20 protein-coding genes, 1 pseudogene and 2 riboswitches are annotated in these 23,267 nt (G+C 47.0%); of the genes and pseudogenes, 17 read left to right on the top strand and 4 right to left on the bottom strand.

What is annotated here, in order from left to right; genetic code table 11:
• Positions 1–567 precede the first annotated feature (567 nt).
• A riboswitch (purine riboswitch) is annotated at positions 568–670 on the top strand.
• 218 nt (positions 671–888) lie between these two features.
• From WH37_RS12065 to WH37_RS12085, 5 genes are all read left to right on the top strand, one after another.
• Positions 889–1,449 carry a phosphoribosyltransferase gene (locus WH37_RS12065; protein ID WP_046230853.1) on the top strand — a complete coding sequence of 187 codons (561 nt, stop codon included), beginning with the start codon at positions 889–891 and terminating at the stop codon, positions 1,447–1,449.
• Positions 1,450–1,533: 84 nt separating this feature from the next.
• Positions 1,534–2,589 (top strand): aromatic ring-hydroxylating oxygenase subunit alpha, encoded by a 1,056-nt coding sequence (locus WH37_RS12070; RefSeq protein ID WP_046231101.1) that lies wholly within the window; start codon positions 1,534–1,536, stop codon positions 2,587–2,589.
• A 317-nt stretch (positions 2,590–2,906) separates the two neighbouring features.
• The gene (locus WH37_RS12075) at positions 2,907–3,893 is read left to right on the top strand and encodes a phosphotransferase enzyme family protein (protein ID WP_046230854.1); all 987 of its coding nucleotides are present in this window, start codon (positions 2,907–2,909) and stop codon (positions 3,891–3,893) included.
• 14 nt (positions 3,894–3,907) lie between these two features.
• On the top strand, positions 3,908–4,600 hold the full coding sequence (locus WH37_RS12080; RefSeq protein ID WP_046230855.1) for an SDR family oxidoreductase: 693 nt from the start codon (positions 3,908–3,910) through the stop codon (positions 4,598–4,600).
• Between the two features lie 56 nt (positions 4,601–4,656).
• A riboswitch (ZMP/ZTP riboswitch) is annotated at positions 4,657–4,738 on the top strand.
• Positions 4,739–4,783: 45 nt separating this feature from the next.
• Positions 4,784–5,296, top strand: coding sequence for a GNAT family N-acetyltransferase (locus tag WH37_RS12085; RefSeq protein WP_052736934.1), 513 nt, complete (start codon positions 4,784–4,786; stop codon positions 5,294–5,296).
• A 68-nt stretch (positions 5,297–5,364) separates the two neighbouring features.
• On the opposite strand, the gene WH37_RS12090 is transcribed toward WH37_RS12085, so the two are convergent.
• A complete protein-coding gene (locus WH37_RS12090) occupies positions 5,365–6,567 on the bottom strand; it encodes an MFS transporter (protein WP_046230856.1) in 1,203 nt (400 codons plus the stop codon).
• A 157-nt stretch (positions 6,568–6,724) separates the two neighbouring features.
• Here WH37_RS12090 and WH37_RS12095 point away from each other — a divergent pair, with 157 nt between their 5' ends.
• Positions 6,725–7,309 (top strand): TetR/AcrR family transcriptional regulator, encoded by a 585-nt coding sequence (locus tag WH37_RS12095; protein ID WP_046230857.1) that lies wholly within the window; start codon positions 6,725–6,727, stop codon positions 7,307–7,309.
• Between the two features lie 109 nt (positions 7,310–7,418).
• Here WH37_RS12095 and WH37_RS35525 read toward each other — a convergent pair whose 3' ends face one another.
• A complete protein-coding gene (locus WH37_RS35525; protein ID WP_197091359.1) occupies positions 7,419–8,291 on the bottom strand; it encodes an AraC family transcriptional regulator in 873 nt (290 codons plus the stop codon).
• Positions 8,292–8,435: 144 nt separating this feature from the next.
• Here WH37_RS35525 and WH37_RS12105 point away from each other — a divergent pair, with 144 nt between their 5' ends.
• The 3 genes from WH37_RS12105 to WH37_RS37040 all read left to right on the top strand — a co-directional run bounded on the left by WH37_RS12105 (position 8,436) and on the right by WH37_RS37040 (position 13,348).
• Entirely contained in the window at positions 8,436–11,129 is a 2,694-nt protein-coding gene (locus WH37_RS12105; RefSeq protein ID WP_231594207.1) for a glycoside hydrolase family 78 protein, read from the top strand.
• Between the two features lie 350 nt (positions 11,130–11,479).
• Complete coding sequence (locus WH37_RS12110) at positions 11,480–12,076, top strand: biliverdin-producing heme oxygenase (protein ID WP_046230860.1); 597 nt, start codon at positions 11,480–11,482, stop codon at positions 12,074–12,076.
• 345 nt (positions 12,077–12,421) lie between these two features.
• A complete protein-coding gene (locus WH37_RS37040; protein WP_046230861.1) occupies positions 12,422–13,348 on the top strand; it encodes a methyl-accepting chemotaxis protein in 927 nt (308 codons plus the stop codon).
• A 169-nt stretch (positions 13,349–13,517) separates the two neighbouring features.
• Here the strand turns inward: WH37_RS37040 and WH37_RS12120 are convergent, their stop codons facing one another.
• Entirely contained in the window at positions 13,518–14,774 is a 1,257-nt protein-coding gene (locus WH37_RS12120; RefSeq protein ID WP_046230862.1) for a cytochrome P450, read from the bottom strand.
• 434 nt (positions 14,775–15,208) lie between these two features.
• Between WH37_RS12120 and WH37_RS12125 the strand changes: the two genes are divergently transcribed.
• From WH37_RS12125 to WH37_RS12145, 6 genes and pseudogenes are all read left to right on the top strand, one after another.
• Positions 15,209–16,354 carry an MBL fold metallo-hydrolase gene (locus WH37_RS12125; RefSeq protein ID WP_046230863.1) on the top strand — a complete coding sequence of 382 codons (1,146 nt, stop codon included), beginning with the start codon at positions 15,209–15,211 and terminating at the stop codon, positions 16,352–16,354.
• A 278-nt stretch (positions 16,355–16,632) separates the two neighbouring features.
• Positions 16,633–17,211: a sulfurtransferase TusA family protein gene (locus WH37_RS12130; RefSeq protein ID WP_046230864.1), complete on the top strand. Its 579-nt coding sequence runs from the start codon at positions 16,633–16,635 to the stop codon at positions 17,209–17,211.
• 40 nt (positions 17,212–17,251) lie between these two features.
• A pseudogene (locus WH37_RS34600) lies at positions 17,252–17,356 on the top strand (sulfurtransferase TusA family protein); the annotation flags it as partial.
• 22 nt (positions 17,357–17,378) lie between these two features.
• Positions 17,379–17,858, top strand: coding sequence for a DsrE/DsrF/DrsH-like family protein (locus WH37_RS12135; protein WP_046230865.1), 480 nt, complete (start codon positions 17,379–17,381; stop codon positions 17,856–17,858).
• A 57-nt stretch (positions 17,859–17,915) separates the two neighbouring features.
• On the top strand, positions 17,916–18,176 hold the full coding sequence (locus tag WH37_RS12140; protein WP_046230866.1) for a metal-sensitive transcriptional regulator: 261 nt from the start codon (positions 17,916–17,918) through the stop codon (positions 18,174–18,176).
• Positions 18,177–18,181: 5 nt separating this feature from the next.
• Positions 18,182–18,556 (top strand): rhodanese-like domain-containing protein, encoded by a 375-nt coding sequence (locus tag WH37_RS12145; protein WP_231594227.1) that lies wholly within the window; start codon positions 18,182–18,184, stop codon positions 18,554–18,556.
• A gap of 117 nt (positions 18,557–18,673) precedes the next feature.
• On the opposite strand, the gene WH37_RS12150 is transcribed toward WH37_RS12145, so the two are convergent.
• Complete coding sequence (locus WH37_RS12150; RefSeq protein WP_046230867.1) at positions 18,674–19,552, bottom strand: LysR family transcriptional regulator; 879 nt, start codon at positions 19,550–19,552, stop codon at positions 18,674–18,676.
• Positions 19,553–19,737: 185 nt separating this feature from the next.
• Here WH37_RS12150 and zwf point away from each other — a divergent pair, with 185 nt between their 5' ends.
• Both zwf and tkt read left to right on the top strand, forming a co-directional pair.
• On the top strand, positions 19,738–21,264 hold the full coding sequence (gene zwf / locus WH37_RS12155) for a glucose-6-phosphate dehydrogenase (protein WP_046231104.1): 1,527 nt from the start codon (positions 19,738–19,740) through the stop codon (positions 21,262–21,264).
• Positions 21,248–23,233: a transketolase gene (tkt, locus tag WH37_RS12160; RefSeq protein ID WP_046231105.1), complete on the top strand. Its 1,986-nt coding sequence runs from the start codon at positions 21,248–21,250 to the stop codon at positions 23,231–23,233. The genes zwf and tkt overlap by 17 nt, the downstream gene beginning before the upstream one ends.
• Positions 23,234–23,267 lie beyond the last annotated feature (34 nt).

Consider the following 23,267-nt stretch of genomic DNA (forward strand, 5'->3'; position numbering starts at 1 on the left):
GCCTAGGTAAACTTGGAACGTTAGTTCTATTGACTAGGAAGCACCCACCTCTAAGCGTTAGCGTAGGTGATGTGTAGTTCACTGAAATCAAAATGAATCAAACCCATCCTGAAGCTTGGGCAGTTGAATTTGATGATTGGATAGCGGATAAAATCATTAACCGTGATATAGCAGCGTTTTTACAATATGAAACGTTAGCACCGCATGCTAAGCGGGCTGTCCCAAGAGCGGAGCATTTCGTTCCTATCATCCATGCCTTAGGCAGTTCGTCTGGGGTGGAACGGCCAAAGATCATCTATAGAGGGTATGAAATGGGAACCTTCAGTCACATCAGCTTCGAGATGTAAGCTGAAAAATATAAGCTCAAAAGTTTGCAGTGCACGATAGATGAATAAATAGCGGTAGTCTGGGACGGTATTGACCTGTTCATGGCTGCCGCTATTTCTATTGCCAAAATATTTCTAATGCCTTTTCGAGACAGATAAGATGACACGAAATTCATTATTGACAGTGAAAAAGGGTGGTGCTATTATAATTAAAACCTTTAATGTTAGATAAGTTAACATTAAATCATAAAATCGTTATTCTTGTATAAGCCCATTAATAAGGAATGGGCGTTTCTACAGGCAACCGTGAATTGCCCCAGGCTACAAGAGACTGAAAGCAACTCATTTTTCCTTTTTGGCGAAGCCTACAGGCATTTCGTGCGGGAAAGATTTTGCTGAAGTCTCTTAAGTCTGGGGTTTTTAAAATATAAGAGTTTATAAGTTTCACCCTTATAATGGGCTTATATTTCACCCTCGAAACGGTAGATTTGCCGCCAGAGGACGGCGACAGCCGTTTACGCTTGGTAGGGCGACAATAGAGAAAGGTAAGGGAGAGAAGTATATGAGCCTCACAAACACCAGACTGTCCGATTCCATTGCTAATGCCAGAACGGTCAAAATTCAGAAAACGAATGATACCTTTTATGACTTTAAACTTTATCCGTTTGGCGAGCGGGGAACGTATATCGCTCCGGAGCTTATAAATGAAATCACCGATAATTTGGCGGTGAGCATTCAGGGCCATTTTCAGGATTGCGATTATATCGTATCGCCAGAGCCCGGTGGTCATACATGGGGGATGCTTGCGGCGTATAAGCTGCTGAAGCCGATTAACATTTTAAGGCTGAGCACGGATTTATATAAAGATATTCATCTTGAGGTCAAGCGCGAGACGGCGTACAACGAAAATCGCATATGCTTTGACGGCTTTCAGGCAAACGACCGCGTTCTGCTGGTTGACGATGTAATTAGCTCCGGTGCAACGATCCGTTCGATTGCTGTGCAGATGCAAGAGATGGGCGTAAAGCTTGTCGGTGTGCAGGCCATTATAGCCAAAGGCGAGCATTACCGCAAGCTGGAGGAAGACTTGAACGTTCCGGTACGCATTCTTAGCCAAGTTTAATTGTAACGCACGATAAACAGGCAGCCCATATAAGCTTAAGTCAAAACGGTTAATTACGATAAAGAGGTGGAAGATATGACGATTATGGAGCAAAACACAAAGACGGCAGCTAAAAAAAGGGAAGAAAGCGATTTGCCGCGGAATTGTACCTTTACCCCTGAGGATTGGCATGTATTGGCGCAATATTGGTATCCGATCGCCATTGCAAGCGAGATTGCAGATAAGCCGGTGGCGGTAACCCTGCTTGATATGAAGCTCGTCTGCTACCGCAGCAGCGATCGGGTCGTCGTCGCCCGTGACCTTTGCTTTCACCGCGGAGCCCCCTTAAGCAAGGGCTGGGTAGAAAATGGCGAAATCGTATGCCCGTATCACGGTTTCCGTTACAATTGCGAAGGCAAATGCACGGCGGTTCCCGCGCATCCCGATTCGCGTATTTCGCCTAAACTAAAGCTCATCACATATCCGGTCGTAGAGCGTTACGGCTTGATCTGGACATCACTGATGTCCTTGGAGGAAAATATTCCGGCATTCCCTGGCTGGGATGATCCCGATTACCTGAACATTTTGCCGCCAAGCTTTGATATTGCGGGCTCTGCCGGCCGCCAAATGGAAGGGTTCCTGGATGTGTCGCATTTCGCTTATGTGCATACGGAAACGTTCGGCGACCGCAACAATACGGAGGTGCCGCAATATAAGGTGAAGCGGGAAGGACAGGAGCTGCTTGCAGAATATTGGAGCACCGTCAGCAACTATGGCAAGGGGCAGGACAATCCAGCTCCTGATGACTTTATGTGGCTGCGCGAATTCCGCGTATTTCCGCCATTCGCCGCTTCGCTAACTGTATATTTTCCGGATGAGGGGAGATTGAATATTTTAAATTGTGCATCTCCGGTATCGGCTCGGTATACGAGGCTGTTCTGCCCGCTGTCGCGTAATTTTGATAAAAACGCGCCGATTCAGGATACGATTGATTTTAACTTAAAGGTGTTTCAGGAGGATGCCGAAATGGTCGAAGCGCAGACGCCGGAGGATTTGCCGCTCGATCTTCAGGCTGAGGCCCATATTCCGGCTGACCGTACCTCGATCGCTTATCGCCAGCTGTTGACAGAGCTGGGTCTAGGCAAAACCTACACGTCTTAATACATTTTTTAAAAATAGAAGGATGTATTTATTTACAAATATAGGTTTGATCATGTAAAATGAAGAGGCTTATTAAGCAGGAGCTCTAACAGGAATAATCCATTGTACGTTTGAAGGGAGTGATCGGCATGAAACGCCGGGCTAAAATGATGACAATTGATATGATGGTGATTGTGAATTAAATAGGTCAGGCAGGCGCTAGCCGTCTGTCACTCTCATGGATAGTTGCTGTTTGTTGTTAAAAACCGCATGGCTATGCCTGCGGTTTTTTTGCGCGCAAAATTAGCGTAAACCGAGCCGAAGGAGCTGCAAAATCAATGATAAAACTTAAATACTTGTTTAATAATACCGGCTTGGCCGAAATGCTGCTGCAAAATTGGAATTATGATGCGGATTCGCTTGATCTATTTCGCTATTACCGGATTTCGTCCAATGCGATTTATCCGTTCCGTTTTGAGGGCAACACAAGGCTGCTGCGCTTCGCTCCCGAATCGGAGAAAAATAAAGCAAATACGCTGGCGGAGCTTGCATTTATCGCCTATTTGAAGGACAATGGCTTCAATGTTATGGAAGCGATTGCATCAAAGCAAGGTTCCGAGCTGGTTGAAGCAGCGACGCCTTGGGGAGATTACACGGCTTCGGTATTTAAACGAGTGCCTGGGCAAGCGTTTGATCAAACCGATTTCAACGCTGCTGCCTTGTATGCTTATGGTCAGACGTTAGGCCAGCTTCACCTCTTGTCCAGCACTTATGCGCCCGAGACGCATCGCCGATGGTCGTATGAAGAGGTGCTCGATTGGATCGAGGAGGAGCTGTCAGCCTTCCCGGAGGAAACCGCAGCGCTTCACGAAGCGCAGCAGCTAAGGAACTATTTTCAGACGTGGCTGGTTTCTGATACGCATTACGGTCTCATTCATTATGATTTCGAGTGCGATAATGTGTTTTATGATACGGAGACTGGCCTCTGCCATGTCATTGATTTCGATGATGCGATGTACCACTGGTATGCGATGGACATTTATGTAGCGCTGGAAAACTTGCAGGAGTTTATAGCACCAGAAGACTGGGAGCATAAAAAGCAGCATTTTGTAGACGGCTATGCGTCTGAGTTTGTATGGAACAAGGAGACGGAGGCTATGCTGCCGGGCTGCAAGCGGTTTGACAGCCTGTACGGTTATGCTCGTGTAAGGCGGGCGATGGCGGAAACGTGGCACAATGAGCCGGAATGGATGGCGCAGCTGCGCAGCAGATTGGAGCAGTCGCTCAAGGAAGCTGAAGCTTCCATCGGGAAAGAAATCGAATAGAGGGAGCTGGGAGCATGAACATTTTAATTACGGGTGCTGGACGAGGACTTGGCTATGAGCTGACGAGCGAGGCGCTGGAGCGCGGACATGCGGTTGTGGCAGGCGTTCGTTTGCCTAATGAGACAAAGCTGACGGCACTTGCGGAAAAATATGGTGAGCGGCTGTCGCTTGTGGAGCTGGATGTCACGAATGAGGAAGGCATTGCAGCACTCGCTATACAATTGAAGGAGAAGGGCGTAAGCCTGGGAGCGATTATTAATAATGCAGCGATTCTCAATTCTCGAAATACACAAATCGAACAGCTGGACTTTAATGATGTGGCGCTGACGATGGATATCAATGTATACGGGCCTATGCGTGTCGTGAAGCATTTGCTGCCTTTATTAACAGAGAAGGATGCTGCAATTTTTAATATATCCTCTGAAGCGGGCAGCATCACGCATGCCTATCCAGGCGATTATCCTTATGCGATATCCAAAACAGCGCTCAATATGTTCACGCAGCAGCTTCATGTTTATTTGCAAAAGCGGGGCATTCAGGTGCTCAGCATTCATCCCGGATGGATGCGGACGGATATGGGCGGTGAAGAGGCGTCGCTTGATGCAAAAGAAAGTGCGCGCGGCATTATTGGGCAGTTGGAGCAGCGCCGCACGCCGGATAGCCGCTTTATGTTCGTCGATCATGAGGGAAATCCAATGCCGATTTAGAGAGTCGGAATTAGTAGTTGACAAATAACTGCTTTCCGCTATACTAGCAGTAATTATTTGGTATGCGTAACTGGCGAAAACGTAGAGCACTACGGGGGAGCGCATATGTCATAGCAGCCGTTCGCCTGGGCAAAGTATTTGGTCATCTGACCAAATACTTTTCTATTTTAAGGAGAGGTCAAATTGAAGCAGACGAGAAATGTAGCAATTAAACGCGCCGCATCTGATGATCTGGAAGCGATGCTTCGGCTATACAAGGAGGCAGCCCGCTGGATATATGAGACGAAAGGCTTGCGCCAGTGGAGCGAGGATTCTTTTACAACGGAATATTTAGAGAATTTTATTAGGGAAAAAGAAGTGTTCGTTGCCTACTCGCAAGACGAGCTTGCGGGCTGTTTTTCGCTCGAGTGGGGTTACGAGCCGTTGTGGGGAGAGCAATTTCATACGGATGCCGGTTATGTTCATCGGCTGGCTGTATCGCGCAGCTTCAAGGGACAAGGCATCGGCGGTCAATTGCTCGCATGTTCGGAAGCTTACATACGGGATAAAGGCAAGGCGTGGATGCGCCTCGATTGCATGGCGGAAAATCCTTCGCTAAATGCCTATTATGCGAGCCAAGGCTTGACCTTATGCGGCAGATACGATGCAGCAGAATGGAGCGCACATTTATACGAGAAACGTTTATTAGGGATTTAATGATTTGGGAAGCGCTGGACTTGCCCATGCAAGGCGGGTTCAAACGGCGCTTCCCACTCACGAAGGTTTTACACCGTCTCTGACCGGGATTTTAGCTCGGTTAAATAATAAATAAAAGCAGCAACTGGCATGCTAATGCCAATCAGGGCTGCTAATTTCCAGCCCCCATAAGCGTATGCCCAGCCTCCAAGAAAAGAGCCAACGGCACCTCCAATAAAGAAAATGGCCATGAACAGTCCGTTAAGCCTTCCCCGTACTTCATTTCCTAAGGAATAAATCGCGCGCTGCCCAAGCACGAGATTTCCCGATACCCCCATATCAAGAACGATGGCCGAGATGAGCAATAAAACCAGAGCCGTCATAGTGTCGCCGTGAACGAAATAGGCCGTAACAAAAGAAGCAGCAGAAATGATAATTGCAGTACCTGTCAGCCATTTGGTCCAGCCGCGATCGGCAAGTCTTCCGGCAATGGGGGCTGCTACGGCTCCCGCGACACCGGCTAGTGCAAATAGAGCAATGCCTTGCTGGGTCAGCTTGAAATGTTCGGCTAATCGCAAGGGCATAACGGTCCAAAACAAGCTGAACGAGCCGAATAAGCTGGCTTGATAAAAGGCGCGGCGGCGTAATACAGGAGTAGCTTTAAATAGCGAGCCCAACGATACAATTAGCGCCCCATACTTAGGGGCAGACGAAGGCTTGCGCTGTGGAAGCGCACGGGACAACAGAATAGAAAGCAGCGTTATAATTACTGCAGATATGATAAACATCGCACGCCATCCCCAATATTCGGTAACTAGGCTGGCTAATGGCCGAGCAAACATAATGCCTAGCAGCAGACCGCTCATCACATTGCCTACGACACGGCCGCGCTCTTCATCCGCTGCGAGGAAAGTGGCATAGGGGACAAGAATTTGCGCAGCAACCGAGCCTATTCCTATAAATAAAGCGGAGACTAGAAAGGTTGCTGCATTAGGGGCAAATATAGTTCCTATTAGTGCGATAATGACCACAACCAATGAGGTGATGACCAAACGGCGGTTTTCAATCAGATCACTTAGTGGAACGATAAATAATAGACCTATGACATAACCGACTTGAGTTAGCGTTACAATTAATCCTGCTACCCCCAGTGGTATCCCGATGGAGGCGCTGATCGGCCCGATTAAAGTTTGGGCATAATAAAGATTTGCCACAATGAGGCCGCAAGCAGCAGCTAGAAGAAACATAAGCCAGTTCGGAATGGATTTGTCCTTGGACCGTAAGTTGTTCATAATAACATGCCTTCTTTCTGTTCAAATGGATGGTGTCAATCCTTTTTTCATTTATGGCTATATTATATACTATACGTACAGTATTTAAAATGTTTTTTTTCAACGGGCCCAAAATTTTATATAATGTAAAGAAAGTCCACAAAAGGAGCTATGACCATTGAATATAAAAAGAGGACGACCTCGCAACGTTGAAGCGGAGCATGCTATCTTAACGGCCTCCTACAATTTGCTGCTTGAAATCGGATTTGGTGCTGTTACCGTTGAGAAAATTGCCGAGCAGGCACAGGTGAGCAAAGCGACGATCTACAAATGGTGGCCTAATAAAGGGGCCGTTGTGATGGCGGGTTTTATGTATGCCATATCTGCAAGGCTGCCGATACCGGATACGGGTACTGTATTTGAAGATATTTTGCTCCATGCGACTAATTTATCCCGATTTTTAACGAGCCGTGAAGGAGAGGTGATTACTGAAATTATCGGAGAGGGGCAATTTGATGCGAAGCTTGCAGCCGCTTTACGGGAGGAGTATGTCCGTCCTCGCCGTTTGGAAGCGCGGCAGCTGCTCATGCGAGGGTTAGAGCGCGGGGAACTGAAACGGGCGCTAGACATCGAGTTGAGTATTGATTTGCTTTATGGGCCGATTTTTTATCGTTTGTTAGTTACAGGAGATGGGCTGGATGACAGCATTATTAAGCAATTAATAACGGGCGCTTTCGAAGGAATAAAGCAAGAGAGGGGATAGCAAGCTGGTAGCTTCCGAGTTTTTCCAGCTTCATTACGATGAAGAGCGAGACGTATGGCGATACGGTGAAGCCGCTGCAAATCATTGAAAGCTTGCTGTAAGCGCAGCTTCATCTAAACTGCTTGCGATATTGGCCCGGCGTCTGGCCGACTCTTTTCTTGAAAAGCGCATTAAACGAATCAATGTGGCTATAGCCGACCATTTCTGCAATCGTACTAATTTTAAGCTGTGTTAAGCGTAAATGCTCACAGCTTTTTTGTATGCGCAGTTGGTTCAAATAGCTTCCAAATGTTTGTCCGGTGTGCTGGAGAAACAGCCGCTGCAAATGCCGGACGCTCCAGCCGGACCTTGTGGCAAGCTTCGCGAGTGTCAGCTCTTCATGGACATGCTGCTCCATAAACTGAATGAGCATGTTGAAGTGAGAGACATCTTTTATTTTCAACGGATGGTCGTCGCTTCGCAGTCGGTGAATTGTAATGACCAATTGTACGAGAAGCGTGTATAGATAAGTGCTCGCTCCTGCTGCCGAGAAGGAAAATTCCTGATACATGGCAACGAGCAGTTTTTCAATTGAGCCATCGTGATCCTGAATCGAATGATAGGTGGCTTGACCATTTTGCAGCTCATCTAAATAGTGGGCCAGCAGCGGATCGAACATAAACATGGCGGACATTCCATGCAGCAGCTGCGGTGCAAATAAGCAATTATATACGATAAGAGGATGCTGGGATGGGTCAGGGGAGGTAGGCCTGAACACATGTGGAACGCCAACCGGTATCATGAAAAATAACCCTTTGCTTACAGCGACAATATCGTCTCCAATATGATGAAAGCCTTTTCCTTCGGCAACAAAGTTGAACTCTATAAAATCATGGGCATGGAGGGGGACCTTGAAATCCTCCGGGTAGCGATTGACGAGAATCGGAAGCTGATTGCCAAAAAATTGATCGCCTTTAAACCATTGCACAGGTTTTTTCATCATATGCTCCCCTTTAAATAGATGGCTGAATGACCGGGATATGTTGGCCTTTTTACAAGGATTGTTTCTGGAAATGGACGATATAATTATACGATAACAGGGTAAGTGATGAACAGCAGCTTTTCCCTGACTAAAGGAGGTCGTTCCGTGGTCCAGGTCGTTAAAGTCAGATGTGAATATTTGAAAAACCCGCTTGGCATTGACGTATTGCATCCTAGAATCAGCTGGCAGATCGAAGCGGAGGAGAGAGGCATTCAGCAGCAGGCATACCAGCTGCAAGTTTCATTGGAGCCGGAATTTGGGCATATTTTATGGGATTCTGGCAGGAACGCTTCCAGTCAATCCGTTCATGTCGTGCTGGATCAGATCGAGCTGCAAGCACGCACGCGTTATTTTTACCGGGTAAAGGTATGGGCCATCGGGCAGCATTTGGAAGGTAGCGATTGGTCGGAAACGGCATATTTTGAAACCGGTCTCATGGACTACAGCCAGTGGACAGCGGAGTGGATTAGCGCGCCTTCCGATTTCGCTGTGACGGAAGAGGAAGCGGAGCGCTGTCCGCTGCTCCGAACTTTTGTCACCGTTGAAAAAACGGTCAAAAGCGCCCGAATTTACGCTACGGCACTAGGCATGTATGAGCTGCAATGGAATGGCAAGCGCATTGGCGACCACTATTTTACACCAGGGTGGACCAGCTACGGCAAACGGCTGCAATATCAAGTGTATGATGTAACGGATCAGTTGGGCGTTGGCACGCATGCGATTGGCGCGCTGCTCGGCAATGGCTGGTACAAAGGGGAGCTTGGCTGGAAGCAGGAGAAGGAGACGTATGGCTCGCGCGCGGCGCTGCTCTTCCAGCTTCATATTCGCTATGAGGACGGTACGGAGGACGTTGTCGTTTCGGGTAACGATTGGCAAGCGGCGGGAAGTGCGATTCTGATGTCCGAAATGTATCATGGCGAGCGCTACGACGCCCGGCTGGAGCTGAACTGGCATAGCGAGCAATCGGCGGATTCAAACGTATGGCAACCCGTTGAAACGATTACTCATTCTAAATCGATTATAACCCAGCAGGTAAATGAGCCTGTTCGCCCTGCAGAAACACTAAAACCGATTGCTGTGATCCAAACGCCGGAGGGCGATACGGTGCTTGATTTTGGCCAAAACATGGTCGGCTGGGTAAAATTCGAGGTCGAGGGCGCCGCCGGGCATGTTGTTGAATTGCAGCATGCCGAGGTGCTGGACCAGGCGGGAAACTTCTATATGGACAACATCCGCAAGGCGAAGCAGCTGATCCAGTATATGCTCAAAGGGGATGGCACCGAGACGTTCGAGCCGCATTTCACCTTTCAAGGCTTTCGTTATGTGAAGCTGACAGGGTTTAAAGCGCCGATTAAGCTCGAAGCATTCAGTGGAATTGTGCTGCATTCTGATATGGAGCGTACAGGGTTTTTCGAATGCTCGGATGCCAAGGTGAACCAGCTGCATCATAATATCGTCTGGGGACAAAAAGGGAATTTTGTCGATGTGCCGACCGATTGCCCGCAGCGCGACGAGCGGCTTGGCTGGACGGGCGACGCGCAAATGTTCATTCGCACATCGTCCTATGTGATGAATGTTGCCCCATTTTTCACTAAATGGCTGCTTGATTTGAAAGCCGATCAGACGCCAGAAGGCGGAATCCCATTCTATATTCCAAATCTGAAGCCTGAGTTTTCCGAAGGCTGGGGAGATACAAGTCATTCTTCTGCGGCTTGGGGCGATGCGGCGGTTATCTGTCCATGGACGCTGTATGAAGCGTATGGTGATACAAGGCTGCTCGAAGCGCAATATGAGAGCATGAACCTATGGATTCAATATATTTACAACCAGGGGAGCGAGCCTTATTTATGGAACACGGGATTCCACTTTGGCGACTGGCTGGGGCTTGATTCCAAACCGAACAGCTACATCGGCGCGACAGATAAGGATTTTGTGGCGACGGCTTATTATGCTTATTCGGTTTCGCTAGTAGCGAAGGCGGCGAAAGCATTAGGGAAGCAGGAGGACCTAGAGCGACTTGCGGTATGGCATGAGCGAATTATTACTGCATTCCAGCATGAGTTTCTCACCCCGGCAGGGCGATTGTCGGTTCCTACGCAAACGGCGCAGGTTTTGGCGCTGCGATTCGGCCTTGTATCCGGAGCTGCGAAAGAGAAGGCCGAGGAGAAGCTTGTTCAGCTGTTAAAAGAAGAAAATGATCATCTGACAACAGGCTTTGTCGGTACGCCGTATTTGAATCCTGTGCTTAGCGAAGCGGGGCATAATGAGCTAGCTTATCGCTTGCTCCTGCAAGAGGATTACCCTTCCTGGCTTTATCAAATTACGAAGGGCGCGACGACGATTTGGGAGCATTGGGATGGCATTAAGGAAGATGGCAGCTTCTGGAGTGCGGATATGAACTCTTTCAACCATTATGCCTATGGCGCGATTGGCGAATGGCTCTACAGCTATGTCGCTGGCATTCAGCCAGACGAAGAGCAGCCTGGTTTTAAGCATGTGAAAATCAGCCCGCAGCCGGGATCAGGCTTAACGTGGGCGGAAGCGAAGCTTACGACGATGTATGGTACGGTCGTATCCTCCTGGAGATGTGAGGAAGCGGGGCGTATGGAAATTCGTGTGACTGTGCCAGGCAATGCACGCGCTACTGTAAAGCTTCCCGGAGCGAAGGCGGTTGTCGATGTGCTTGAAAACGGTATTTCTCTTCTGCAAGCCGCAGGCATAATCGCTATTCATGACGAGGCGGAGGGGCTGAAGGTTGAGCTTGGTTCCGGTGATTATCATTTTGCCTATCCATTGTAGATTATTTTACCTCTTCCTCTTCATAAGCCTACATGGGGAAGTGTCGATAGGAAAGTTAGTGGGGGATTTCCGCAGCCGTGGGGAGATCAGGGGACGTCGTGTTCAAATCTACCGATTCCTATTAAAATGGCCTATCAAAAAAGGTTGCTACAGGGGTCTAGTCCTAAGCCGCGCAACAATTATCCATGTAGAAACACTTTGATTATATTGATTTTCTCAGTTATAATTATGTATTGATTATGAAGTGAAAAGAGATAGATTCACTGTGTAACAAAGCGCTGTTAATGCAGATAAGCAAGTGTTTCTTCTAAAGGTGTAATGCCTGTAAATGGATAGGAGTGGACGCCCATATGAACGTCATGGCCCGACTGAAGGAAGAGACTGCTGACAACCACAAGCAGATCGAAGACAATCGCTTTGCCAAAGCCATCTTGAACCAAACTTTAAACATAACGGACTATTCCCTTTACTTACAGAAGTTTTACGGCTTTATTAAGCCGGTGGAACGCCATATTGCAGCATGGGCAGAGGCGCAAAACTTGCAGGAGCTCAGAATTTTCTTGCAAAGCCGTGCCAAATCGCCACTGTTGGAGCGTGATTTAATCGCATTGGGCTTAAGTGAAGAGCAGGTACAGCAGCTTCCAGAATGCAAGCAGCTTCCTGAGCTTGCTGCTGCAGCAAGTGTACTTGGCTATATGTATGTGATTGAAGGCTCTACGATGGGCGGTCAAATTATTACGAGGCAGGTTCGCAAATTTCTGCCATTCACGGATCATGCAAGCGAAGGAACGGCTTATTTTAACGCTTATGGTACAGAGACGAGAGCGAAATGGGCGGAATTCAGCCAATTTGTGAGCGAGTCTGCCTTGACGGAAGAAGAGGCCAATCAGGTCGTTGAGACGGCAAAGCAAACGTTTCTGACTCTGGAAGTTTGGTTTAATGTTTAACTGAAAGCTAGACAATCATGCCTTGAATCGAACGAGATTTATTGGGGCGCTCCTTGACAGACTTGATTGGGTAGCAGACGGTCAGGGAGAGTTTAGATCGCGAGCTCGCGGCATCTAACACATCTGACTTAAGTTATTTGAATGTTGCAATTAAAGTCGGCGGGTAACCGTTCGACTTTTTCTGTATAGTCCACGAAAGTGAAGGGCTCGTCATCGTCGAATTAGAGCCGGTATCGGAAGAGATTCGCCGATTGATGGCTCTTGTCAAAGAAAACAAAACAGTGCCTGCATGGCAAGCAAATGATGAATGAAGCTGATAAATGGGTTTCATAGGAGGAGATGCAGATGAGAGACGTTGTACAATTAGTTTCCCAAAGTACGCAGGTGCTGGATGGAAAAGCGGTATTATCCGCATTAGAGCAGTCGCTGGCGATGATTGAATTTAATTTGCAAGGAGAGGTGCTGTGGGCAAATGACCAGTTTGCGAAAGCGATGGGTTATGCAGCTCATGAATTGCCAGGGGAAAATCATCGGCAGTTTTGCAGGCCCGATTTTGCAAATAGTACCGACTACAAGCAGTTCTGGGACAATTTGCGCAAAGGCATTGCCTTTCAAGAAAAAATTGTTCGGGTAGCAAAGGACGGAGCGAGCATTTGGCTTGAAGCGACGTATATGCCCGTTTGTAATGAAGAGGGCGTTCCAGTTGCCATCGTAAAGGTTGCAACAGATATTTCAGCGCGTGAGAAGGCTGTAGTCAAGATGACGGACGAGATGCAGCAGATGGCAGCCGATTTGCTGGAGCGGACCCAGAAAGGCATAAACCGCAGTGAACAGGTCGCCTCGGTTATTGAGCATGTCGTGAGTGATAATGCCATTCAAATCGATTTTCTGCAAACGCTGGAGCAGCAAACGCAAGCTGTACGGGGTATTGTCCAGACGATTCGGGACTTTGCTTCGCAGACGAATTTGCTTGCCTTGAATGCAGCGATTGAAGCTGCGCATGCTGGGGAGCATGGCCGCGGCTTTAATATTGTGGCTATGGAAGTCAAAAAGCTCGCCCAGCATGTTCAAGCGGCAGCTAGCGAAATTCAAAATTCGCTTGAAGGAATTTCGAAGCAGGTCGACAAGGTTAGCGGAAGCTCAAAAAGCTCCAGAGAAGCCATTATAAGCAGCAAGCATGAAATTAAGCAGGCTGTGGGTGACTTTGCAGGAATTAGGGAAGCGGCAGGAAAGCTGGATGAACAAGCTAAAGTGCTGAATCAGATGCTGTAATGGGGAGGTCATTAAACGATGAACACCGTTCTCCTGATTGAAGATACGAAGCTTTAACCGCCCATGCGATGACGAATGATGAAGAGAAGCCGAATAGAGGTTGAAAATGCGAAAAACACTCTGCGCTGCACGACATGAATGTTTTTCGCATTTTGCTAGGAAGCGGCTATTATTTATAAAGCTTGATAGGTAAGCGTACTAAGCTTTGCCCAGCGGCGGCAGGGACAAGGTTTTCTTCCAATATAAAAGGCTCAGCGGGCTCGATTTTGGAAAATGTTTTTAAAAAGGCTGTCAGCACAAGGACAGCTTCCATTCTGGCCAGCGGTGCACCAAGACAGAAATGGGGACCATAGCCAAATGCCAGCTGTTTATTGCTGTTAGAGCGATGAATGTTCAGGCTGAATGGATCTTCGAACATGCTTTCATCCATATTGGCTGCACTCATCCAGGCAACGATCGTATCTCCTTTTTTGAGCTTTACGCCAAGTACGTCATTATCTTCCTTTACTGTACGATCCATTTTGCTAATATTAAAGCGATATCTAAGAATTTCTTCAACCGCATTTGGAACCAATCCGAGATCGTTTCTTAACTCCTCATATAACTCCGGTTGGTCATATAGAAGCGCATAAAAGGAATTAGCTAACAGGATGCTCGTCGTTTCTATTCCTGCACCAAGTATGAACATGGTTGTGCGTACAATCTCATCATCGGTAAAATGCGCTCCATCCACCTCTACCCGGATTAAATCCGAAATAATATCCTCTTCCAAATTCGATCTTTTGGCTACTACAATCGGATAGAGATATTGATAATATTCATTTCCCGCTTGTTTTTTCATTTCATTAATTTCGTGGAAGTTATCACTGGTTGTAGGCATGAACAGTTTGTCCACCCACGCTTTAAATAAGAGGCGATCCTTGGAAGGGACGCCAAGCAGGTCAGACATAACGATAATTGGAAAAATACTTGTGTAGGCTGCAACGATATCGACAGTAGGCTGCTCCGCAAATTGTTCAATTAACTGCTCCGCTGCAGCCTGAATGCGAGGCTCCCATAACTTCAGGCTTCTTGGGGTAAATGCAGAGGAAAGAAGGGCTCTCCGTTTACGATGCTCCGGCGGGTCTACATTATGTATATCAAGTTGATCGGGCATCCTTTCGCTTTTATTTTCATGACCGCTGTCACCTTCACTTTGGTAGCCGACATTCACAATGCTTCTTGTTCTGACACTGGAGAAGTGCTTGAAATCGCTGAGCACCGTTTTCACGTAATCGTACCTAAAGACATGCCAGGAATCGGATGCCTCGTTGTAAATGACAGGATCTTGATGCAGCATACGCTTGTACCAATTATAAGGGCTGTATTCTTCTTCTTTAGATTGAAAACTCGTAATTTCAGCCAAAGAAATAATCGTTTTACTCACTAAATATGCCTCCTCTAATCGCATTTGAGATACGGCCTAAGGGACTGACAAACCCCAATAGTAAGATCGTTCGCAAGCTGTAGAATCCTCCAAGAATACTATTGTTATTTACAAATATACCATAAGTAGGTACTCTAATCAAAGTATTTTAATTGATGTAATAAAAATGGATAAAGTCAGGCCTGGGACAGGAAGGGGGTAGACTGCCGTCTATAAAACTAGTTAATGCTCTATCACCTTCTTCCTCCGAACAAATAGGAAAAGCCTTTAAATTAAAGAATGTTGACAGGGGAAAATAAACACGGTATCATGTTAACATACCCTACGGGGTATATAATTTTGCCCTTAAAAATACCCTACAGGGTATATGGAGAGATGAAAACGCTCTGATAAAGGAAAAATAATTACAACTTTTTAAGGAGGAAGACACTTCGATGGGGACTGCTATAATAAAAGCGATGAATGCTCAAGAGCTGACGAAGAAGCTCCTGAATAGCGAGGAGCTCTTCATACTCGATGTTCGCAACACAACGGAATTTAATAACTGGAAAATCGAGGGCGGGAAAACGGAAATCGTCAATATTCCATATTTTGATTTATTAGATGGGATCGAACCTGCTTTGAACCAAATTCCAAACGACAAAAATATTCTCGTTGTTTGCGCCAAGGAAGGCTCCTCCATATTTATTGCCGAGCAGCTGATTGAGGCTGGTAGAACTAGTATCCACTACCTGGAAGGCGGAATGAAGGCTTGGAGCGAACATTTGGAACCCATTAAAGTTGGGGATTTGAGGGATGGAGGCGAAATATTTCAATTCGTCCGGATCGGTAAAGGCTGCCTCTCTTACATGATCGTGTCGAATGGTGAAGCGGCAATGATCGATACGCTGCGAATGACAGCTGTCTTCAATCAGTTTGCCAAAGACAAGGGGGTTCAAATCAAGCATACACTCGACACACATTTGCATGCCGATCATATTTCCGGAGGAAGGCTGCTAGCGGAAATGACTCATGCAACGTACTGGCTGCCTCCTAAGGATGCGGACGAGGTTAGCTTTGAATATGAAGCTCTAGAGGAAGGGAAACAGATCATAGTTGGGGATACAAAGATTCTCATTCAACCGATATATTCCCCGGGACACACTATCGGGAGTACGTCTCTCATTGTGGACGACCAATATTTGCTAAGCGGCGATATTCTATTTGTCGAATCCATCGGTCGTCCAGACCTTGCAGGCAAAGCGGAGGATTGGGTTGCGGATCTTAGAACGACATTATATGAAACGTATAAGAACTTATCTCAAAACCTCATTGTTCTACCTGCACACTTTGGTAAAGTTACAGAGCTTGGAGAGGGGGGCAAAGTCGCAGCTCGACTCGGTGATTTGTTTACATCCAATGCTGGGCTAAACATCGACAGCGATGATGAGTTCAGAGCGGCAGTGACGCATAATCTTCCGCCTCAGCCAAATGCTTATCAGGAAATTCGTCAAACGAATATGGGGCGGATCACTCCAAGCGAAGCAGAACAGCGGGAAATGGAAATGGGGCCGAACCGCTGCGCTGTTCATGATAAATAGAAAATAGGGATTTTTTTGAATATTTAAATACCCATACGGGTATTTGTGTTTTTTTGAAAATACTACGTTAGAAAGGGGTTCTGATATGGAACAGGATTTCATGTGGATACGATCAATTTGACATATGCCATTATGGCATTAATGGCCGCAGTCATGATGTTTTTGCCTACAAAAGGTGCTGAGGACGGGGATATAGCGTAGCCGACATGCTTGGAGGCATGTCCCATTGGGACGGAGAAATGACGTACGGAAAATAAAAAATAAAGAGGTGTTAGATGATGTCAGTATTGATTCAAACAAATCGTTTATTAGATTGCGAAGGCTTAGCTTGTCCCATGCCGGTTGTAAAAACCAAGAAAGCGATGGAGGACATGAAATCTGGCGAAGTACTTGAAATACGTGCCACGGACAAAGGCTCGGTTGCGGATTTGCAGAGTTGGGCGATTAGAATAGGCCATCTATATATTGGTGTAAAAGAGGAAGGAGGCGTTTTCCGACATTTCATAAGGAAGTCTGCGGAAAACGAAATTAAACCCGAGATTAAGCATCCCCATATCATAAGCAATGAGGAACTTAGCAAGAAAATAGCTTCTGGCGATAACGTTAAAATAGTGGATGTCCGCGAGCCGGCAGAATACTGTTTCCAACGGATCCCTGGAGCGATATCCATTCCGATGGGTGAATTGGAAATGAAGCTTAGTCAATTGTCGCCAGATGAAGAGTATGCTGTTGTGTGCAGAACAGGCACTAGAAGCGATTTAGCGTGCCAGATTTTCGTGGATCAAGGGTTTTCCAAAGTTAAGAACGTCATACCTGGTATGTCGATGTGGGAAGGACCCGTAGAATGGGACGAGTAATTTAGAAATTAAATTAAAAACCTACTGGAGGAAAAATCAAATGGCGGATATGGTAATTAATGCGAAGGGGCTAGCATGCCCTATGCCGATCGTTAAAGCAAAGAAGGGAATCGACTCCATTCAAAGCGGTCAAATCATGGAACTGCAAAATAGAAGGAGTGGCTTGAATGGCTGAGAATGATAAAACAACGATTGTATTGTTTAGCGGTGAACTCGATAAAGCAATTGCGGCATTTATTATCGCGAATGGAGCGGCAGCTTACGATCATGAAGTGACGATTTTCTTTACGTTTTGGGGACTGAACACGCTTCGGAAGGATCAGCTGATTGCGGTTAAGAAAGGCATACTTGAGAAAATGTTTGGAAAAATGATGCCTCGTGGTGCGGATAAACTGGGACTTTCGAAAATGAATTTTGGCGGAATAGGGCCCCAAATGATCAAGCATGTGATGAAAAAGCACAACGTACTGAGCCTGCCGCAATTAATCGAGCTGGCACAAGAGCAAGGGGTTAAGCTAGTTGCATGTACGATGACAATGGATTTGCTGGGCTTGCAAAAGGAAGAATTAATTGACGGGATCGATTACGCCGGTGTTGCCGCTTATTTGGGGGATGCAGCGGATGCGAAAGTGAACTTGTTCATTTGATGCTTGTCTCCCCCATTTTGGTTATAATATACCTATACACGTATAGGGGGTTACCACATGAAATATGATGACGATATGAAAAGACGGCTTCGCCGAGCAGAGGGACAAGTGCGCGGAGTTCTCAAGATGATGGAAGAAGGAAAAAACTGTAAAGACGTCGTAAGTCAACTCTCTGCTGTGCGCAGTGCGGTCGATAAAACGCTCGCTCTTGTGGTGGCGGTAAATTTGGAACAATGTATCCTGGAAGAGCAGGAAGCAGGTAGAGATAGCAGCAAGGTGGTTAAGGAAGCCGTAGAGCTTTTAATAAAAAGCAGGTAGGGTGAATAACAGTGAATGCCATATATATATTGCTTGCCTTATTTTTGCTATGGATGCTGTACAAACAATTCGCACCGGTCAGCGGCTTGCGAAATTTAACACCGCAACAGTTTAAAAGCGAATATAAAGGGAACAAGCTAGTAGACGTTCGAGAAAGCCATGAATTTAAAGGGGGACATATTACAGGCGCCGTTAATATTCCGCTAAGCCAGCTCTCTAAGCGCCTAGGTGAAATCCCCCAAGAACGGCAAGTGTACTTATACTGCCAAAGCGGAATGCGGAGCAAGCAAGCCGCAATGCTGCTGAGCCGGAGCGGATACAGCCAGCTCGCGCATCTTAGAGGCGGTATCCTGACTTGGAACGGTCCTACCCACAAGTAAGTATGATTGCCTGAAACGAGTGACTTAGTTGAGTTAGCCAATGAGATATTCTCATTGGTTTTTTCTTTATGGGCGTCCTTAAAGGCGCTTAATAGCAAGCGGAGCAGCGATGATGATCTAGTGCACAAGCTCAATAAAGCGGCTTGCTGTGCTGGAAAGCGGCATATGTCGCATCGTCATAATGCCCACATGAGACGGGGGCAGCTTCACATCCAGCTGAATTTCGAAGAGCGAGCCTTCCTCCAGCTCCTTGGAAACAAATTGTCTAGTTACATAAGAAATACCGAGTCCCCTCCGCGCAAATTCGATCAGTAAATCTACGCTTCCCACCTCGATCTCAGGCTTCAATGTATAGCCGTAGCTTTGAAAAAGCTCGGTTATCGCCATTCGTGCCCGGCTGTTGCGGGAGAACAGAATAACGGGATGCTCAAGCAGCCTGTCGAGCGTCAAAACCTCGTTTTTAAGCGCAGCATATTTTTCCCCTGCCACAAAACAATCCTTCAGTTGAATGCTTTCCCGTACTTCCAGCTGCGAATCGACAATCGGCATACGAACGACGCCTAAATCAATTTTTCCTTCTTTCAGAAAAGAAATAACCTCTGGGGTTGTGCCGTGATTCAGATGCAATCTGATTTCGGGGTACATGTAATGAAAGTTTTCCAAATACGGGAGCAAATAATGCTTGAATAGCGAATCACTGCCGCCAATCCGCAGCTCGCCGCTTTCCAGATTTTTCAAAGCGGCCATTTTTTCCTCGGCGCGTGAGATTAAAATTTGCGATTGCTCAATATAGGAGTAAAGAATTGCTCCCTCCTGGGTCAGTGCAACGCCTTTCGAATTGCGGTAAAACAAAGTGATGCCAAAGCTGTTTTCCAGCTGTTTAATCGCATGGCTGACGCTCGGTTGAGTGAGATATAAGGCATTGGCAGCTTTGGTCAAGCTGCCTGTTTTGGCAGCCCAATAAAAAACCTTGTACAATTCGTAATTATTGATCATAGATGTGGTCTATAGCTCCTCTGAAATATATTAATTACTTGTATAGATGATAAACGTATTATAGTGGAATTACGAAAAAGAAACCAGAGCTTATGGATGGAACCACGTTCATGCTGCATATGCAGCCGCTGTGTTACGAAGTGACTAGCGATCAGCAAAGCTCTATGCTGGAAGGAGAAAGAAATATGGAGGCAACCACGTTTGTTTTGTTTGGTGCGACAGGGGATTTAGCCAAAAGAAAAATTTATCCGGCCTTATATAATTTATTTGTCGATCAAAAGCTGCCGCAATCCTTCTCCTTGATTGGTCTTGGAAGAAGAGAGCTGTCGGATGCAACTTTTCAGGCAAATGTCGAGCAATCTCTTCGGGATTTTTCCAGACGGGAAGTGACGGACCCTGCAAGCGTGAAAGCTTTTATACAAGCGTTCCGTTACAGTGTTCTCAATATAGACCATAAGGAAGATTATCAAAAGCTGCTGGGCATGATTGAAAAGCGGGAAGAGGAGCTTCAGCTTTCGCCGAATCGACTGTTTTATTTATCGGTGGGGCCTGAGTTTTTTGAAACGATTGCCGCCAATATACAGGCTAGTGGACTTGGTTCTGCGAAAGGCTGGAAACGCCTTGTCATTGAGAAGCCTTTTGGCCATGATTTGCAATCGGCCCGTGATCTGAATGAGAAGCTGAGCAAAGCTTTTGCAGAAGATGAGATTTTCCGTATTGACCATTATCTTGGCAAACCGATCGTACAGCGGCTTGAGGCTTTGCAGCAGACGAATCCGGTCATTCAAGCTTTATGGAACAATCATTACATTGCCAATGTGCAAATTACAGCTAATGAAACAGTCGGCGTAGAGGAAAGAGCCGGTTATTACGATCATGTAGGCGCTCTAAGAGACATGTTTCAAAACCATCTGCTGCAATTGCTGATGATGACGGCAATCCAGCTGCCGCAGAAGAGCGACGCCGAGAAGGTGCGCTTTAAGAAGAAGCAGGTTATGGAGGCACTTGAGCCGCTGCAGAAACAGGATGTTAGCTTAAGCGTTATTCGCGGTCAGTACAAAGCTGGAAAAGTTCAAGGCAAGCCAGTTGTCGGCTATACCTCTGAACCTGGAATTGCCGAAACCTCAATGAACGATACGTTTATTGCCGCTAAATTGCAAATTGATGATTTCTTCTGGCGGGGCGTTCCTTTTTACATTCGCACAGGCAAAAGAATGAAGGAGAAATCGACGCGAATTGTCATTGAGTTCAAGGAGCCGTTAAAGCAAACTTCACTTGCACCGGATGATCGGATTGCGCCTAACCTTCTCGTCATTGAAATGAGCCCGAATGAAGGCATTACGCTGCAATTAAATACGAAGGATTCCCAGCATAATGGGGAGTTCAAGCCGATTCAGATCGACCTGCACCCAAGCGGTGGAGAGCTGCCTGAAGCTTACGAAAACCTGATTCACGATGCTTTGAACGGCAATCCTACCTTTTTTGCCCATTGGCATGAGGTTGAATTGTCTTGGGCTTGGGTTCAGCCGATTCTGGAAGCATTTGAGGAGAAGCTCGTTCCGCTTCACTCCTATGCAGCAGGTACTTACGGACCTGCCGAGTCCGATGAGCTGCTTGCCCAAGACGGCTACCACTGGTGGTTCGATTCCAAGCTGGAACAAGAAAACGAAACAGAGGAAGGAATAGAATATGCCTATCACACAAACCATTGATCAATTAGCTATTGATACGATTCGCACCTTGTCGATTGATGCCATTAACAGCGCCAACTCCGGTCATCCGGGGCTTCCTATGGGAGCTGCGCCAATGGCATATGCCCTTTGGGCCAACCTTTTAAATCACAATCCTGGCCATGCAAAATGGTTCAACCGCGACCGCTTTGTTTTATCTGCGGGACATGGTTCAGCACTGCTTTACAGCCTACTGCACCTATCTGGCTACCAGGTATCGCTTGATGATTTGAAGCAGTTCCGCAAGCTGAACAGCAAAACGCCAGGACATCCTGAATTTGGTCATACCGATGGCGTCGATGCGACAACAGGTCCTTTGGGACAAGGGGTTGCGATGGCAGTCGGAATGGCGATGGCCGAAGCTCATTTGGCTTCGAAATTCAATCAAGAGGGTTTCCCGGTTGTTGACCATTACACGTACGCGCTTGTTGGGGACGGCTGTTTGATGGAAGGTATTTCCTACGAGGCGATGTCCATGGCGGGACATATGAAACTGGACAAACTAATCGTGCTGTATGATTCCAATGATATTTCATTAGACGGGGATTTAAATCTTTCGTTTGGTGAAAATATTCAAAAAAGAGCGGAGTCCGCTAATTGGCAGTATTTGCGGGTTGAGGACGGCAATGATGTTGCTGGCATTACCGAAGCCATTGCAGCAGCCAAGCAAAACAACTCGCAGCCGACGTTGATTGAAATCCGGACTATTATCGGTTACGGAAGCAAGGTAGCAGGAACGAATAAAGCGCACGGCAATCCGCTAGGCAAAGAAGAGGCGAAAGCAACGAAGCAGGCTTATGGCTGGGAGTATGAGGAAGAGTTCACTGTTCCAGCTGAAGTTAAAGCTCATTTCGAGCAGCTTAAGCTGAAGGGCGCAGCGAAGGAAGAAGCATGGAACGAGCTGTTTTCTTCCTATAAAGCGCAATACCCTGAGCAAGGCCAAGAGCTCGAGCAGGCTATCGACGGCTCCGTGCTGCTTAAAGCTGAAGATATCCTTACGTTCGATGCTTCTAAATCGATCTCCACTCGTGTTGCGAGCGGCGAAGCGATTAATCACTATGTGAAATCTGTGTCCTCCATTTTTGGCGGCAGTGCGGATTTATCGCATTCGACGATGACGGATATCAGCGGTGAGCAAACGTTCGCTGTAGATTCCTACTCGGGACGCAATATTTACTTTGGCGTTCGTGAGCATGCGATGGGCGCAGCAGGCAATGGCATGGCGCTGCATGGCGGCGTAAAACCATTCGTCAGCACCTTCTTCGTATTCAGCGATTATTTGCGCCCGTCGATTCGTTTGGCTGCTTTGCAAAAACTGCCTGTCACTTATGTATTTACGCATGATTCTATCGCGGTTGGCGAGGATGGTCCTACGCATGAGCCTGTCGAGCATTTGGCAGCATTGCGTACGATTCCAGGGCTTACAGTAATCAGACCATCGGATGCTAATGAAACAGCAAGTGCATGGGCATATGCGTTGCAGCAAAAAGAAGGTCCGGTTGCTTTGGTGCTGAGCAGACAAAATCTGCCTATCTACGAAGCGACGAAGGCTAATATTAAAGAGGTTGCTCAGGGCGCTTATGTGCTGACGGAAACGAACGACCAACCAGATGTTATTCTGATCGGTACGGGCTCCGAGGTATCGCTTGCCGTGAATGCTAAGGCGGAGCTGGAGAAGGATAATCTGTCGGTTCGCGTCGTTGCTATGCCGAGCAGAGAGTTGTTCGATCGTCAGCCTGAAGCCTACAAGCAAAGCGTTCTGCCTGATGCCGTGTCGAAGCGTGTAGCGATGGAAGCTGGTATTTCCATGGGCTGGGAGCGTTATACCGGACCAAAAGGAAAAGTGTTGTCGATTGATACATTCGGCGCGTCGGGTCCAGGCAACCAGGTTTTGGATTACTTCGGTTTCTCCACGGACAATGTTGTGCGTCTGGCGAAGGAATTGCTGTAAGATTTGTAATGCAGGGAAATCATATTTACAATGA

This window comes from Paenibacillus algorifonticola (genome assembly GCF_000971975.1).
Classification (GTDB): domain Bacteria; phylum Bacillota; class Bacilli; order Paenibacillales; family Paenibacillaceae; genus Pristimantibacillus; species Pristimantibacillus algorifonticola.